Consider the following 15312-nt stretch of genomic DNA (forward strand, 5'->3'; position numbering starts at 1 on the left):
GGCACCGTCGGCGTCAGACGTTCTGGGCCAGTCGCTCCAACAGCGGTGCGGCTGCGGCGAGTTGCTTCAGCTCCGTCGGGGTGAACGTGCCGCCGGTCAGGGCTCGGCCGAGGAGTTCGGCGCGCGCGTTGCGCTTGTTCCGCAGCGCCTGGCGGCCCTCGTCGGTCACCGTCAGCACCACGCGCCGGCCGTCCTCCGGATCCGGGCGGCGCTCGACCAGGCCCCGGGTCCGCAGCGCGCTCAGCGTCGCCCCCATGGCCTGCGCGGTGATCTGCGCGTCCCGGGCCAGCGCCGAGGAGGTGGTGGGGCCGCTTCGGTCCAGCTGCGCCAGGGCGGCCCGCTCGGGCATCGTCAGCCCACCCCCGACCGGCATGTGGCGCACCCGCCGCACCAGCACGCCGATACTCGCCAGCAGGGCGGAGGCGACCGCGTCGGGGTCCAGATCTTCGTCGCTCATACACTAAGGCTAGTTTATCAACCTGCCTTAGTAAAATGCCGTGCTACGGCAGCCGGCCGCCCGGGTCTCCCCGACTCACCACTGACTCACCGTCAGAGCTAGTCGCAGGCCGCCCCGTTGAGCGTGAAGCCGGACGGTGCGGAGTTCTTGCTGTTGTTCCAGGTGCCGAGGAAGCCGAAGGTGAGGCTGCCGTTCGCGGCGACGTTCTTGTTGTAGTCGGCGGCGGTGGCGGTGACCCGGGAGCCGTCCTGGGCGACGCTCGCGTCCCACATCTGTGTGACCTGCTGGCCGTCGCGGTAGGACCAGGCGACCCGCCAGTTGTCGAGGGCCTTGGTGGTGGTGACGGTGACCGTGGCCTGGAAGCCGTCGTTCCACTGGCCGACGAGGTCGTAGGTGACGTCGCAGCTCGCCGCGGCGGGCGGCTGCGCCGGTGCGCTGGTGGTCGGCGTGTCGCTCGCGGTGGCCGAGGCGGTGCCCTGGGGTTCGGTGTCGGGGTTCTTGTCGCTGGGCGCGGCGGTCGCCTTGTTGTCGCTCGGCGTCGGCCGGCCGGACGCGGAGGGCGTGGTCGACGGATGCGTGCCGACGGAGGCCACGGTGGAGCCGGGGTCGATCACCGGCTGGCTGTCGGCGTCGTCGCTGGCCGTGTTCTCGTGCCCGGAGCCGCCCATCGGCATCATCGACACCCCGAGCGCCACGAACGAGAGGATGACCGCGGCGACGAGCAGTCCGTTGCGGACGAGACGCGCCTTGTTCGCGCCCTCCCTCGGTTCCCCGGCCTCGAGCTCGGCCACGGGGCGCCCGGCGCCGAGCCGTACCTCGGCGGCCCGGCGGCGGCGCTCCAGGTAGGCGAGCCCGCCCCAGCCGATCACGCCGCTCGCGAGGGCCGACGGCAGTCCGCCGCCCTGCAGTCGCAGACATGCGGCGGCCTCCGCGCACTGCACACAGGTGGCGAGGTGGCGCGAGAGGTCCTCGGGGGTGTCGGCGGACGGCGAGCGGGTGACCGCGTCCAGCAGCCGGGCGTAGCTGCGGCACTCGGCGGCCATCGGTGTGTCGAGGTGGCTGCGGTGGCAGCGGTCCCTGAACAGACCGCGCACCTGGGCGAGTTCACCGGAGATGATCGCCGGGTCGAGGCCGAGCCGGCGGGCCACGACGGTCAGCGGGAGCGCCTCGACCTCGGCCAGCCACAGCAGTGCCGCGTCCGGCTCCTGCAGATCCCGCAGCCCGCGCAGGGCGATCGGCCGCTGCAACGGCATGCCGTGGTAGCGGGCCGCCTTCTCCGAGTTGAGCCACAGCCGCAGGTCGGGGTCGAGCCGGTGCCCCCGCCCGGCGAACTCCCACTCCGCAGCCGTGGTCCGTACGGCGGTCAGCAGCAGCGGTATCACCGGCAGGACGCGACGGGTCGGGCCGCGCATCGGGCCGGACCCGGCGGAACGGGCCTCCTGTATGCCGAGTGCGAAGGCCTCGCTCGCCAGCTCGGTGGCCGAGGCGGCGCCGGACGTGCACAGGTCGGCGTAGGACAGCACAGCGTCCCAGCACTCGGTGAACAGCGCGGCCTCAGCGGCGTCCTGAGGAGTCGGCAGGTCGGGCATGGGTCTCCTGCATCCACGAATGACGGCCAACTAGCTCTGACATTAAGCGAGTTGGAGGGGGGCTGCCTCGTGACAGGGCCAGAGCCTTTCACGCATCCCACACAACTGACAAGCCGGGTATTCAATTGCGGTAACCGTCAGTCGCCTCTGTGCAGTTGTACGTGTCCGAGCCCCTCCCGTCTCACCCGTCGCAGGAGTTGGCCACACCGTTACCTTACAAAGGCGCGGGCTCCTCGGCGGGGAGGCTGTCCATGAAGGAGCTGACGGAGAAGACCGCGCGGCCGGGACCGGGTTCGCCGTATCCGGGCGGGGACTTGAGCCCGAAGTCCTCCATCGTGGAGCGGTAGGCCTCCAGCAGCCGGATGTGGTACTCCAGCGGCGCGCCCTGCGGGTTGGCCTTGCCGAGGGGGGTGGTCGGTTCGGGGCACCAGGTGGTGAAGCGGGGCGTGATGCCGTGCGACATGAAGAAGCGCAGGCCCTCGGTCGTGGACGCGATCGCCTCGTCGACGGTCGTGAAGCCGAACGGCTCCGCCATCTCCACGCCGGCCACGAAGTTGGGGATGACATTGCGCGCGCCGAAGATCTCGGCCGAGTCGAGGATGCGCTTGTGCCACTCGGCGCGGCCGACGTACCGCTCCTTGCCCGGGCAGTGCAGCTTGAACAGATACTCGTCCCACACCTCGTAGTTGGGGTGGTAGATCTGCACGCCGTAGTCCTTGAAGCGCTGTACGTCGTCCTTCGGCAGCGCCTGCGCCACGACCTTGCCGATCCAGCGGCCCGGGAAGCGCTCCTCGATGGCCTTGGCGTAGTGGCCGTAGAAGTCGGCCTCGTCGCGCCCGGCGACCGTCTTGGTGATCGCGCCGCCGGTGAGGGTGTATGCGGTCGACACCTTCGCGGTGTCGTAGCGGTCGATGATCTCCAGGGCTTCGAGGACCTCCTCGACGTCCTTGACTCCTGTATACGGTCGACCGGCGGCCTTGTGCTGGCGCCAGTTGTGGTTGATGTCGCAGTACTGGCACTCCTCCTTGGCGCCGAAGTACTGGCAGACCCGGAAGACGGTCAGGTAGATCAGGTAGCCCCACTGGATGGTCGGGGCCACCTCCATGACGGACTTCCCGTTGGCCAGCTTGTGCCGGTAGTACTCCGGCATCGGCGGCACACCGACGTCCGCGATCCGCCTGCCGTCGAGGTAGAGCCCGAGCACGCCGTCCTCGTCGGAGGCCACGCGGTACGGCGAGGCCGGGTTCACCCGCACGGAGACGACGGTCCGCCTCAGGTCGTACGGGCCGCCGGTGAGGATGATCTCCTCCGGCGGGCGGCGCAGCGCGGCCTCGCCCAGCTCCGGCAGGGTGCCGTGGTCGAAGGAGAAGATGAAGTACGACTTCGGCTTGACCTCGCCGTTCTCGTTGTCGCTCAGCGCGGACGGGTCGAAGGCGACACCCCCGCGCAGCAGGTCCTCCTTGAAGACGGCTTCCCGCGGCACATGCGGAAAGCGCTCCATCAGATCCTCGACCAGTGCGGTGCGGCTGCCCATCCCGTATCTCCTCCCGGCGCGTGCGCCCTGCTCAGACGTACGACTCCTCACGGTATGCCCCCGCCCCCGCCTCAGCCGTGCCGGGTCCCCCCGCGGCGCGCGATGTGCTCCGGTACCGGGATGCCCGGCGGCAGCACGGGGTCCGGCTCGGGTGCGCCCCAGGTCGAGGTCAGCGGCAGCGTCCCGGCCCACAGGCCCAGCTCCGCGTCGGGCCCGTCCCCGTCGTCCGGCCCACCGGTGCGGATCTTGACGGAGGCCTCGTCCAGCGAGAGGACGAGCAGCGTGGTGGCGGCGAGTTCCTTGCGGTTCGGCTGCCTGGCGTACGACCACTGCCCCGGCGTCGCGTGTTCGGTGAGGCGGCGCAGGCCGGCCAGTTTCTCGTCCGGGTCGGTGACCTTGCGGGGCACCCCGTGGATCATCGCGCTGCGGTAGTCGACCCCGTGCTCGAAGACGGACCTGGCCAGCACCAGCCCGTCGACATGCGTGACGGTGACGCACACGGGGCCTCCGCCCGCGAGGCTACGACTCGCGACGGAGCCGTGCACATACAGCCGCCGCCCGTCCCTCCCGTACACCGTGGGGACCACGACCGGCCGCCCCTCGATCACGACCCCGAGGTGGCAGACGAAGCCGGCGTCCAGGATCGCGTCCAGGTCGGCGCGGTCGAGGCTGCCCTGTTCACGGAGCCGGCGGTGGCGGGTGAGGTCGGAGTCAGGCAGGCGGTCGCTCATATCGCCGGAGACTACCGATACCGTAGGCATACGGCGATAGATTTGCGCATAAGGCATCTCTCGCCACCCAAAGACAACGAAATCCGCACCAGTTGCCGACAGGTGAGAGGGTCAGGGGGAAACGCACGCTCGCGGAGGGACAGCAGGCATGACGGAGACGGTCACCAACTGGGCCGGCAACATCACCTACGCGGCGAAGGAACTCCACCGCCCGCACACACTCGACGCGCTCAGGACCCTCGTGACCGAGAGCGCGCGGGTACGGGTGCTGGGCAGCGGCCACTCCTTCAACGAGATCGCCGAGCCGGGCCCGGACGGCACCCTGCTGTCGATCGCCGCGCTGCCGCCCGAGTTCGACGTGGACACGGCGGCCCGGACGGTACGGGTCTCGGGCGGCGTCCGCTACGCGGAGCTGGCCCGCCGGGTGGCCGAGCACGGGCTCGCGCTGCCCAACATGGCGTCCCTGCCGCATATTTCGGTGGCCGGTTCGGTGGCGACCGGCACCCATGGCTCGGGGGTCGGCAACGGCTCGCTGGCCGCGGCCGTCCGCGAGGTCGAGATCGTCACGGCGGACGGGTCGACGGTGACGATCGGACGAGGCGACGATCGCTTCGACGGTGCCGTGACCTCGCTGGGCACGCTCGGTGTCGTCACCTCCCTCACCCTCGACCTGGAGCCGGCCTTCGAGGTCGAGCAGCACGTCTTCACCGAACTCCCCCTCGCCGGGCTGGACTTCGAGACGGTGGCGGCCTCGGCGTACAGCGTGAGTCTGTTCACCGACTGGCGGCGGCCGGGCTTCCGCCAGGTGTGGCTGAAGCGGCGTACCGACCAGGCGCCGGTCGACTTCCCGTGGGCCGCGCCCGCGACGGAGGCGCTGCACCCGGTGCCGGGGATGCCCGCGGTCAACACCACCGAGCAGCTCGGGGTGCCGGGGCCGTGGCAGGAGCGACTGCCGCACTTCCGGGCGGAGTTCACCCCGAGCAGCGGGGCGGAGCTGCAGTCGGAGTATCTGCTGCCGCGGTCGACCGCACTCGACGCACTGTATGCGGTCGACGGGATCCGGGAGACGGTCGCCGGCGTACTGCAGATCTGCGAGGTGCGGACGGTCGCCGCCGACGCGCAGTGGCTGAGTCCCTCGTACGGGCGGGACACGGTGGCGCTGCACTTCACCTGGATCGAGGACACGGCGGCGGTGCTGCCGGTGGTGCGGCGGCTGGAGGAGGCGTTGGACGGCTTCGACGCCCGACCGCACTGGGGGAAGGTGTTCACCACCCCGGCGGAGGTGCTGCGCGGACGCTATCCGCGTCTCGGCGACTTCGCGGCGCTGGCGCGGGGCCTCGACCCGGAGAGCAAATTCACCAACGCCTTTGTCCGGGACGTCTTCGGCGACTGACCACGCGACCCACCGGGCGGTGACTTTGTATAGCCCCTTTCCTAACCCCTTGTCGAACGTCACCCGCAGCCCATAGCCTTGCCGCGCGCCGGAGCCGTCGTGCCCCGGCATGACGGCACAAAGGGTGGGGGCACCTCCGGTGAAGCGCACATCACGCGACATCCGTACCGCGAACCGCTACGAGGTGCTGCGTCAGATCATCGCCCAGTCCCCCACCTCCCGGCAGGAGTTGGCCGCCGCGACCGGGCTGAGTCTGGCCACGGTGGCCACGCTCGTCGGTGAGCTGCTGGACCTGCGGATGATCACCGAGGTCGGGTTCGAGGACTCGGCGGGGGGCCGTCCCCGGGGTCTGGTGGCGGTCAACGCGTCGGGGGGCGCGTTGATCGGTGTCGACATCGCGGAGACGTACGTCCATGTCGAGCTGTTCGACCTCGCGTTGAACGTTCTGGCCCGTGCCGACGAGGACATGCGGCCCGGCGAGAGCCGTCCGGAGCAGGTGGTCGGTCATGTCGCCGCCGCCGTCGGGTCGGTGGTCGCGCAGGCCGGTGTCGAGTCGGCCCGCGTCCTCGGCGTCGGGGTGAGCGTGCCGGGCCAGGTGGACCGCAAGACCGGTGTCTCGGAGTACGCGCCCAACTGGGACTGGCACGACGTGCCCCTGCTCGACCTGCTCTCCGAGGTCATCGCCTACCCGCTCTACCTGGACAATCCGCTGCGGGCCGGCGCGGTCGCCGAGATGTGGTTCGGCGCGGCGCGCGGGCGCGGGGACGCGGTGGTGGTCAACCTCGGGACCGGGGTCGGCGCCGGGCTCGCACTGGGCGGCGGGCTGTACCGGGGGGTGAGCAACAGTGCCGGCGAGTGGGGTCACACCACGCTCGTCCTGGACGGGCGACTGTGCCGCTGCGGCAACCACGGCTGCGTCGAGGCCTATGTCGGCGCGCCCGGAATCATGCTGAACCTGCGGGAGTTGAGCCCGCAGAGCCCGCTGCTGCACCCTGAGGACCAGACGGCCACCATCGACGCGCTGGCCCACGGCGTGGCCGCGAACGACCCCGTGGCCCTCAAGGTCGTACGGGAGACGGCCCGTTACGTCGGCGCGGGCATCGCCAACCTGGTGAACCTCCTCAACCCCGAAGTGGTCGTGCTCAGCAGCTGGGTCGCCCGCAAGCTCGGCGATCCGCTGCTGCGCGAAGTGCGCGAGGCCGTCCAACGGCACGCGCTCAGGCGGCCGTTCGCCGCCACCGAGATCGTCCTCTCCCCCATCCCCACCGACCCGGCGTGCCTGGGTGCGGCAACGTTCGCGCTCGAAGGGGCTCTTCAGTCGGTCGGACAGCGGGGCGCGTCGGCGTCGAGGGTACGACCGCGCGGAGGCCCGAAGGGCTGAGCACGGTCGTGCCCTCGACGCCGACTTGGGCGCCCTCGCAGAAAAAGGCACAGCCCGGCAAGAACCGCACCACCCAGGCAAGGAGCCGTACCGCACCACCTTCATGACGACGGAAGGGATGCACGTGACTCAGCCCCACCCCAGGAGATCGATCCTCGCGACAGCGGCAGCCGCGCTCGCCGTCACCGGGGCCCTGATATCCGCGCCGCCCGCGAACGCCGACGGCGTCGCACCGGCGGAAGTCTCCCCCCACGCGGCCCAGACCATCGACAACATCGGCGCGTCCGGCGCCTGGTGGGTCAACGACCTCCAGTACTTCAAGCCCGAGGTCCAGGCCCGGGTGGCCCAACTCCTGTTCTCCGAAAAGGGGTTGGACCTCTCCTCGTACCGCTACAACATCGGCGGCGGTGGCACCGCGGTCACCACCCCGGCCCGCGCCGCCCAGGACTTCCTGAACACGGACGGCACCTACGACTGGAGCAAGGACAAGGGCGGGCAGACGTTCCTCAAGTACGCCGCGAAGTACGGCGTCCAGGACCTGATCGGCTTCGTCAACAGCGCGCCCGCGCAGTGGACGACCAGCGGGCAGAGCTGCGGCGGCCGGCTGAAGGCGGAGAACGAGGGCGACTACGCGAAGTACATCGCCGACGTCACCGCCCACTTCGCGAAGCAGGGCGCGAAATTCGACTACATCAGCCCCTTCAACGAGCCGAACAACAACTTCGGCGACTGCGGCCAGGAGGGCATGCAGGTCACCGTCGACCAACGCGACGACATCGTGCGGGCGTTGGGCGCCGAGCAGCGGGCCCGGAAACAGCAGACGAGCATCATCGCCGACGAGTCGAGCAGCACGGTGAGCTTCAGCACCGAGGTCCCGCAGTGGATGGCGCAGCCGGACACCGCCCAGTACGTGTCCGAGCTGGCGCATCACACGTACAACAACCCGAACGACGGCCAGTTGGGCAACGTCTACGAGACGGCGAAGACGGTCGGCAAGCCCTCCTGGGCCACCGAGATCTGCTGCTTCGGCAAGGGCACCACGGGCTGGAACCAGGAGTACGACCCGACCATCGACAACGCCCTGCTGATGTCCCGCATCGTCTACAAGGACTTCGCGAGCGCACACGACTCGGCGTTCCAGTGGTGGGTGGCCCTCGCCAGCGGCTACGGCACCGACCCGGCTGCGCGCAACGACGTCGGCTGGAACGACGGGCTGATCTACTACGACCCCGACTACGCGACGGACGGCAACCAGACCCTGTACTTCACCAAGCGGTACTACGCGCTCGGCCAGTACAGCAAGTTCGTGCGACCGGGCTCCGTCGCGCACAACGTGACGGGCGCGCCGAGCGGTGTCGAGGTGACCTCGTACGACCGGGACGGCAAGTGGGTCGTCGTGGTCAACAACCAGAACAGCACGGACACTTCGCTCACCCTGCACTTCAACAGCAAGGTGCCGGTGCGGGCGACGCAGGCGGTGCGGACCTCGGCCACGGAGAACTGGGCGAAGGTCGCCAAGCCGGACGTGAGCGGCTCCACGGTGTCCACGAGCCTCGCCGCCCGCTCGATCACGACGTACGTCCTCGACCAGAAACCCCGCAAGGGCCAAGGGAGTTCGACGACCGTCACCGGCGCCCTCCAGGGCACCCAGTCCGGCAAGTGCCTGACGGCGGACGCCTCGGGGGCCTCGATCGGCACCTGCACGGGCGGGGCCGGGCAGACATGGTCGTACGACGCGAAGGGCGGCTTGAAGGGGGCCAACGGGTATCTGACGGTGGGGGGTTCGGGGCTGACGACCACGGCCGACTTCACGGGTGATCCCGGCCAGCGGTGGTTGTTGAACGCCAACGGGCAGATCCTCAGCGAGGCGTCCGGGAAGTGTCTCGACGTGAGTGGTCAGGCGACCGCGGACGGCAGCAGGGTGATCCTCTACACCTGCAACGGCGGAGCCAACGAGGCCTGGTCGAAGGTCTGATGACCACCTGACACCTGGTGCGGGCCGGCTGCGCGGCGGCCCGCACCTTCGTCACGTCCGGTATTCCGAACCTTGCACAACGCTTCGAACAGACTTCGTCCAACCCCTTGCCGAAGCCTTAGGCGAAGGTTAACGTCCCGCACCGCACCTCGATTTCAGCCACGGGCAGCTGAGCCGTGGAGCCGCAGCCGCGCGAGAGACAAGGACGTCACCATGTCGGCAATGAGCAACAGCAACTGGTCCCGCCGATCGATATTCCGGGCGGCAGCGGGGATGGCCGCGGCCGGCACCCTGGCCGCCTGCGGTGGCAACAACGGACGTGGCGGGGGCTCCGGTTCGGGCAAGAACCTCGTCCAGTACTTCCACGCCTACGGCGAGGCGGGCACCGAGCAGGCCATCAAGCGGTACGCGAAGGCGTACTCGAAGGCCAACGTGTCCACCACCTGGATCACCGGCACCAACTTCGAGGCCAAGCTCTTCTCGTCCCTGCTCACCAAGCAGGCACCCGACGTCTTCGAGTTCCACCCGCAGCTGCAGCTGATCAAGAGCGGTCAGGTGGCCGACCTCAGCGACATCATCGACCCGGTGAAGTCCGACTTCAATCCGGCCGACATCAACTCACACACCGTCGACGGCAAGGTCTACGGGATCCGGATGATCGACGACCCGCAGTTCTTCTACTACCGCAAGTCGATGCTGGAGAAGGCCAAGGTCGCGGTGCCGACCACGCTGGACGAGCTGCTGGAGGCCGCCGCCAAGCTCACCACCGGCAAGGTCAAGGGTGTCAATCTCGGCAATGACTTCACGCCGGTCCAGGGCAACGTGATCTGGTCGGCCGGCGCCGACACCCTCGACTCGAAGAACCAGATCGCCTACCACACGGACGCGGTCGTCCAAGGGCTCAAGCAGCTCCGCCAGTTGTTCTCCAGCGGCCATGTGCTCCTCGACGCGCCGACCGACTGGTGGGACCCGTCCTCGCTCAACCAGGGCCTGTGTGCCATCCAGTGGGGCGGCCTGTGGTCCATGCCCGCCATGCAGAAGGCGCTCGGCGACGACCTCGGCATCTTCCCGTTCCCGAAGGTCGGCGACAACGGCAAGCCGTCGGTCACCAACGGCGGTTGGTCGATGTTCGTCAACGCCAAGGGCGAGAACGTCGAGGCGGCCAAGGCCTACGTCAAGTGGCTGTGGATCGACCAGAAGAAGTACCAGGAGGACTGGGCGCTCTCGTACGGCTTCCACATCCCGCCGCGCAGCTCGATAGCCGCGCAGGCCACCAAGCTCAAGTCGGGTCTGCCGGCCGAGGCCGTCAAGCTCTTCACCGACTACGGCCACTTCGACAACATCGCCTGGGACCAGACGATGATCACCGCCCTCAACGACGTGATCGCGTCCTCAGTCCGCAAGGGCGGCAACCCGGAAGCCGCGCTCGACGCCTGCGACAAGAAGGTCGACGTCGAGCTCAAGAAGCTGTTCGGATAGGCCGGCGGACGGAACAGGACATGTCGACCACCACCACGCGCGGGGTCGCCCAGCCCGCCCCGGCCAAGGCCTCCAAGGCCCGGCCGCGGCGGGGCCTGCGGGCCAACGCCACCCTGAACTTCTGGCTCTTCACCGGCCCGTTCCTCATCGGCCTGGTGATCTTCGTCTTCGTCCCCATCGGATGGAGTATCTGGCTCAGCTTCTTCGACGCCCGCTACACCGTCACGCCGAGCAACTTCATCGGCTTCGACAACTACAAGCAGATCCTGACCAACAGCAACTTCCCTGATTCGCTGCTGACGTTCACGGTGTTCGCCGCGTTCATCGTGCCGACCACCTGGGCGCTGTCACTGGGTCTGGCGCTGCTGGTCAACCAACTGCGGTTCATGCGGGCGTTCTTCCGGTCGGTGTTCTTCCTGCCGACCGCCGTCTCGTACGTCGCCGCCGCGCTGATCTGGAAGATGTCCCTCTTCACCGGTGTCCGCTTCGGCCTGGCGAACACCGTCCTCGGCTGGTTCGGCGTCGACAACATCGCCTATCTGTCCAACCCGAGCCCGCCCTGGTACTGGGTGGTCATCGTCAGCCTGCGGCTGTGGATCCAGTCCGGCTTCTACATGATCCTGTTCCTCGCGGCGCTGCAGAACATCCCGGCCGAGCTGTACGAGGCCGCGGAGATCGACGGCGCCAAGCGGGGCTGGCAGACCTTCCGGTACATCACCCTGCCCCAACTGCGGGCCACCTCGACCGCGGTGGTCCTGCTGCTGCTCATCGCCGCGTACCAGGCGTTCGACGAGTTCTTCAACCTCATCACGACCAGGGCGACCTGGGCCCAGACACCGCTGATGGAGCTCTACAAGGCGGCCCTCGGCACCAACCAGGACTACGGCGCCGGCAGCGCGGGCGCGGTCATCCTGTCCCTGCTGATCTGCATCATCACCCTCGCCCAGGGCAGGATCATGGGCTTCGGAAGGGGGGAGGAGGCCAAGTGACCACCACCGCACCGCAGATGGGCAAGAAGCGGAGGAAGCGCGGCGGCATCCTCGGCAACACGGGCTTGTACGCGGCCGTCGGTATCGCCGCCCTGCTCTTCCTGATCCCCTTCTATCTGATCCTCCGCAACGCCCTCTCCACGGACCCGGAGATCACCGGCGAGAACTGGAAGCTGCTCCCCTCCTTCCAGTGGGGCAACATCTCCGAGTTGTTCGACGACCAGACCGTCCAGTTCGGCCGCGCCCTGTGGAACTCGACGGTCGTCGCCGTCCTCATGACCGTGGGCACACTGCTGGTCTGCTCGCTGGCCGGCTACGGCCTGGCCCGCATCCCCTACAAGCACTCCAACAAGGTCTTCTACGTCGTCCTGGCGACCCTGATGGTTCCGACGGCCGTCACCTTCGTGCCGAGCTTCGTCCTCGTCTCGTCCCTCGGCTGGGTCGACACCTACCGGGGTCTCATCATCCCGGGCCTGTTCAGTGGTTTCACCTGCTTCCTCTTCCGGCAGTACTTCCTGGGGTTCCCCAAGGAGCTGGAGGAGGCGGCACGCGTGGACGGACTCGGCTACTGGGGCGCGTACTGGCGGATCGTCGTACCGAATTCGCTGAACTTCTTCGCGGCGATCGCCACGATCACCTTCATCAGCGGCTGGAACGCCTTCCTGTGGCCGCTGGTCATCGGCCAGGACCCGGACTCCTGGACCGTGCAGATCGCGCTGTCGTCGTTCATGACGAACCAGACCGTCAACTTCCATCTCATCTTCATGGCCACCGCAGTTTCCATCCTGCCCCTGGTCTTCGTGTTCCTCTTCCTTCAGCGCTGGCTGGTCCAGGGAATCGCACAGACCGGTATCAAGGGCTGACACCCGCATCTCACGACCTGGAGACCGATGACTTCCAGTACCGCCGCCGACTACATCGAGGACGTCTCACCGGGCAGCGGAGCCCTCCCGCCCCGCGCCCGCTACGCGTCCCCGGACGCGAAGTCACTGTCCCTCAACGGCAGTTGGCGTCTCCGTGTGTCGGCGACGGCCGACGCCGAGGACGACTCGTTCGCCGGGGAGGGCTACGACGCCGGGGACTGGGCCGAGGTCACGGTCCCCGGCCACTGGGTCCTGCAAGGACACGGCTCCCCCATCTACACCAACCACCTCTACCCCTTCCCGGTCGACCCGCCGCACGTCCCGACCGAGAACCCGACCGGCGACCACCTGCGCGTCTTCGACCTGCCGTCCGAGTGGCCCTCGGACGGCGGGGCGGTGCTCCGCCTCGACGGCGTGGAGTCCTGCGCCCGCGTCTGGCTGAACGGCACGGACATCGGCGAGTTCAAGGGCTCGCGGCTGCCGCACGAGTTCGCGGTCGGCCACCTGCTCAAGCCGAGCGGCAACGTGCTGGCCGTCCGCGTCCACCAGTGGTCGGCGGGCTCGTACCTGGAGGACCAGGACCAGTGGTGGCTGCCCGGCATCTTCCGTGACGTCACCCTGCTGCACCGCCCGCCGGGCAGCGCCCTCGACTTCTTCGTGCACGCCTCCTACGACCACGTCGACGGCGCGGGCACCCTGCGCGTCGACTCCGATGTCGACGGCCGGATCACCGTGCCCGCCCTGGACATCGATGTCGCGACCGGCGAGTCCGTCACCGTGGCGGTGCAGCCGTGGACGGCCGAAACCCCGTACCTCTACGACGGGTTGCTGACCACCGAGGGCGAGCGCGTCCCGCTGCGCATCGGCTTCCGGACCGTCGAACTCTCCGACGGCCTGATCAAGGTCAACGGGAAGGCGGTCCTCTTCAAGGGCGTCAACCGCCACGAGTGGCACCCCGAGAAGGGCCGCGCCCTCGACCTGGAGACCATGCGCGAGGACGTGCTGCTGATGAAGCGGCACAACGTCAACGCGGTCCGCACCTCGCACTATCCGCCGCACCCGGCCTTCCTCGACCTGTGCGACGAGTACGGCCTGTGGGTCATCGACGAGTGCGACCTCGAGACCCACGGCTTCACCGAACAGGCCTGGCGCGACAACCCCGTTGACGACGACCGCTGGACCCCCGCGCTGCTGGACCGCGCCGCCCGCATGGTCGAACGGGACAAGAACCACCCGTCGATCGTCATCTGGTCCCTCGGCAACGAGGCCGGCACCGGCCGCGGCCTCACCGCGATGGCCGAGTGGATCCACGGCCGTGACCGCTCACGCCTCGTGCACTACGAGGGCGACATCAACTGCCGTGACACGGACGTCTATTCACGGATGTACGCCTCCCACGCCGAGGTCGAGCACATCGGCCAGGAACTGGACGGCGGCACCCTAAAACGCCGCCAACTCCCCTTCGTCCTCTGCGAGTACGGCCACGCCATGGGCAACGGCCCCGGCGGACTCGCCGACTACCAGCGCCTCTTCGAGTCGTACGACCGGCTCCAGGGCGGTTTCATCTGGGAGTGGATCGACCACGGCATCAAGGACGGGCGCTACGCCTTCGCGTACGGCGGCGACTTCGGCGAGGAGCTGCACGACGGGAACTTCGTCTGCGACGGACTGCTCTTCCCGGACCGCGTCCCCTCCCCCGGCCTGATCGAGTACAAGAAGGTCATCGAGCCGGTCTCCATCGACGGCGCCGACGGCTCCGTACGGGTCACCAACAAGCACGACTTCGCCGACCTGTCCGCATTCGCCTTCCAGTGGTCCTACCAAGTGGACGGCGAGACGGTCGAGTCGGGCCCGTTGACGGTGCCGCCGCTCGCACCCGGCGATTCGGCCGACGTGAAGCTGCCCGCACCGCCCGTGGAGTCCGAGGGCGCCGAATCCCAATGGACCGTAAGGGCGTTGCTGGCCGCCGACACCGCGTGGGCTACAGCAGGCCACGTCATCGGCTGGGGCCAAATCCCGGTCACGGCACGGCCGTTGCCGTATGTCTCCGCCACCGCCGGGCCCGTCCTCGGCGAGCGGCGGATCACTCTCGGCCCGGCCTCCTTCGACGCCCGTACCGGCGAGTTGAAGTCGATCGGCGCTTTGGACGTCACCGGTCTCCGCCTGGACGTATGGCGGGCGACCACCGACAACGACGACGGCGCGTCCTGGCAGACGGACATCCGCTACGGCCTGCTCTGGCGCAAGTTCGGCCTGCACCGGATGCGACACCGCCTGGACGGCGTGGAGTTGAGCGAGGACGCGCTGACCGTACGCACCCGGGTGGCGCCCGCCGCCTGGGAGATCGGGCTCGCCACGGTGTACCGCTGGACCTCGGACGGTTCGCGCTTGCGGCTGACGGTGTCCGTGGCGCCCGAGGGCGACTGGACGGTACCGCTGCCGAGGCTCGGCATCCGCTTCGGGCTCGACGCGGGCGCCGACCGCGTGAAGTGGTTCGGCGGCGGCCCCGGCGAGGGGTATCCGGACACCAAGTCGGCTTCGCAGCTGGGCCGTTGGGAGTCCACCGTCGACGGCCTCCAGACGCCCTACGTCCGTCCGCAGGAGAACGGCGCCCGAGCGGACGTCCGTTGGGCGGAACTGGGCGGGCTGCGGATCGACGGCGACCCGGAGTTCTGGTTCACGGCCCGCCGTTGGACGACGGAGCAGTTGGACGCCGCCGCCCACCGCACGGACCTCACACCTGGCGACACGGTTTGGGTGAACCTCGACCACGGTCAGCAGGGCATCGGCTCACAGTCCTGCGGCCCGGGCCCGCTCCCGCAGTACTTCCTCAACGCCGAACCCACCGAATTCTCCTTCGTGTTCTCGGAAGCCGCGTTCTCGGAAGCCGCGTTCTCCGAAACCCCGGAGACCAGTTGACC

Annotated in this window: 11 protein-coding genes; 7 read left to right on the plus strand and 4 right to left on the minus strand. The window is 68.9% G+C overall.

The window, feature by feature from the left end; genetic code table 11:
• Positions 1 to 13: 13 nt before the first annotated feature.
• The 4 genes from OH768_RS12040 to OH768_RS12055 form a co-directional block, all read right to left on the minus strand.
• On the minus strand, positions 14 to 457 hold the full coding sequence (locus OH768_RS12040) for a MarR family winged helix-turn-helix transcriptional regulator (protein ID WP_406452875.1): 444 nt from the start codon (positions 455 to 457) through the stop codon (positions 14 to 16).
• 98 nt (positions 458 to 555) lie between these two features.
• Complete coding sequence (locus OH768_RS12045; RefSeq protein WP_406452877.1) at positions 556 to 2046, minus strand: cellulose-binding domain-containing protein; 1491 nt, start codon at positions 2044 to 2046, stop codon at positions 556 to 558.
• A 214-nt stretch (positions 2047 to 2260) separates the two neighbouring features.
• Positions 2261 to 3580 (minus strand): radical SAM protein, encoded by a 1320-nt coding sequence (locus tag OH768_RS12050; RefSeq protein WP_406452879.1) that lies wholly within the window; start codon positions 3578 to 3580, stop codon positions 2261 to 2263.
• A 71-nt stretch (positions 3581 to 3651) separates the two neighbouring features.
• A complete protein-coding gene (locus tag OH768_RS12055; protein WP_406452881.1) occupies positions 3652 to 4311 on the minus strand; it encodes a pyridoxamine 5'-phosphate oxidase family protein in 660 nt (219 codons plus the stop codon).
• A 148-nt stretch (positions 4312 to 4459) separates the two neighbouring features.
• Here OH768_RS12055 and OH768_RS12060 point away from each other — a divergent pair, with 148 nt between their 5' ends.
• The 7 genes from OH768_RS12060 (at position 4460) to OH768_RS12090 (ending at position 15310) form a co-directional block, all read left to right on the plus strand.
• Positions 4460 to 5704 (plus strand): FAD-binding protein, encoded by a 1245-nt coding sequence (locus OH768_RS12060; protein WP_406452883.1) that lies wholly within the window; start codon positions 4460 to 4462, stop codon positions 5702 to 5704.
• A gap of 109 nt (positions 5705 to 5813) precedes the next feature.
• Positions 5814 to 7085 (plus strand): ROK family transcriptional regulator, encoded by a 1272-nt coding sequence (locus OH768_RS12065; protein WP_406452885.1) that lies wholly within the window; start codon positions 5814 to 5816, stop codon positions 7083 to 7085.
• A 118-nt stretch (positions 7086 to 7203) separates the two neighbouring features.
• Positions 7204 to 9060: a glycoside hydrolase gene (locus OH768_RS12070; protein ID WP_406452887.1), complete on the plus strand. Its 1857-nt coding sequence runs from the start codon at positions 7204 to 7206 to the stop codon at positions 9058 to 9060.
• A gap of 213 nt (positions 9061 to 9273) precedes the next feature.
• Positions 9274 to 10539, plus strand: a complete 1266-nt coding sequence (locus tag OH768_RS12075; RefSeq protein WP_406452889.1) for an ABC transporter substrate-binding protein — start codon at positions 9274 to 9276, stop codon at positions 10537 to 10539.
• A gap of 20 nt (positions 10540 to 10559) precedes the next feature.
• Positions 10560 to 11528 carry a carbohydrate ABC transporter permease gene (locus OH768_RS12080; protein WP_406452891.1) on the plus strand — a complete coding sequence of 323 codons (969 nt, stop codon included), beginning with the start codon at positions 10560 to 10562 and terminating at the stop codon, positions 11526 to 11528.
• Complete coding sequence (locus OH768_RS12085) at positions 11525 to 12391, plus strand: carbohydrate ABC transporter permease (RefSeq protein WP_406452893.1); 867 nt, start codon at positions 11525 to 11527, stop codon at positions 12389 to 12391. Before OH768_RS12080 ends, OH768_RS12085 begins: the two co-directional genes overlap by 4 nt.
• 27 nt (positions 12392 to 12418) lie before the next feature.
• Positions 12419 to 15310, plus strand: a complete 2892-nt coding sequence (locus OH768_RS12090; RefSeq protein ID WP_406452895.1) for a glycoside hydrolase family 2 TIM barrel-domain containing protein — start codon at positions 12419 to 12421, stop codon at positions 15308 to 15310.
• Positions 15311 to 15312: the final 2 nt, after the last annotated feature.

The sequence above is a fragment of the Streptomyces sp. NBC_01622 genome (assembly GCF_045209635.1).
In the GTDB taxonomy this organism is placed as follows: Bacteria; Actinomycetota; Actinomycetes; order Streptomycetales; family Streptomycetaceae; genus Streptomyces.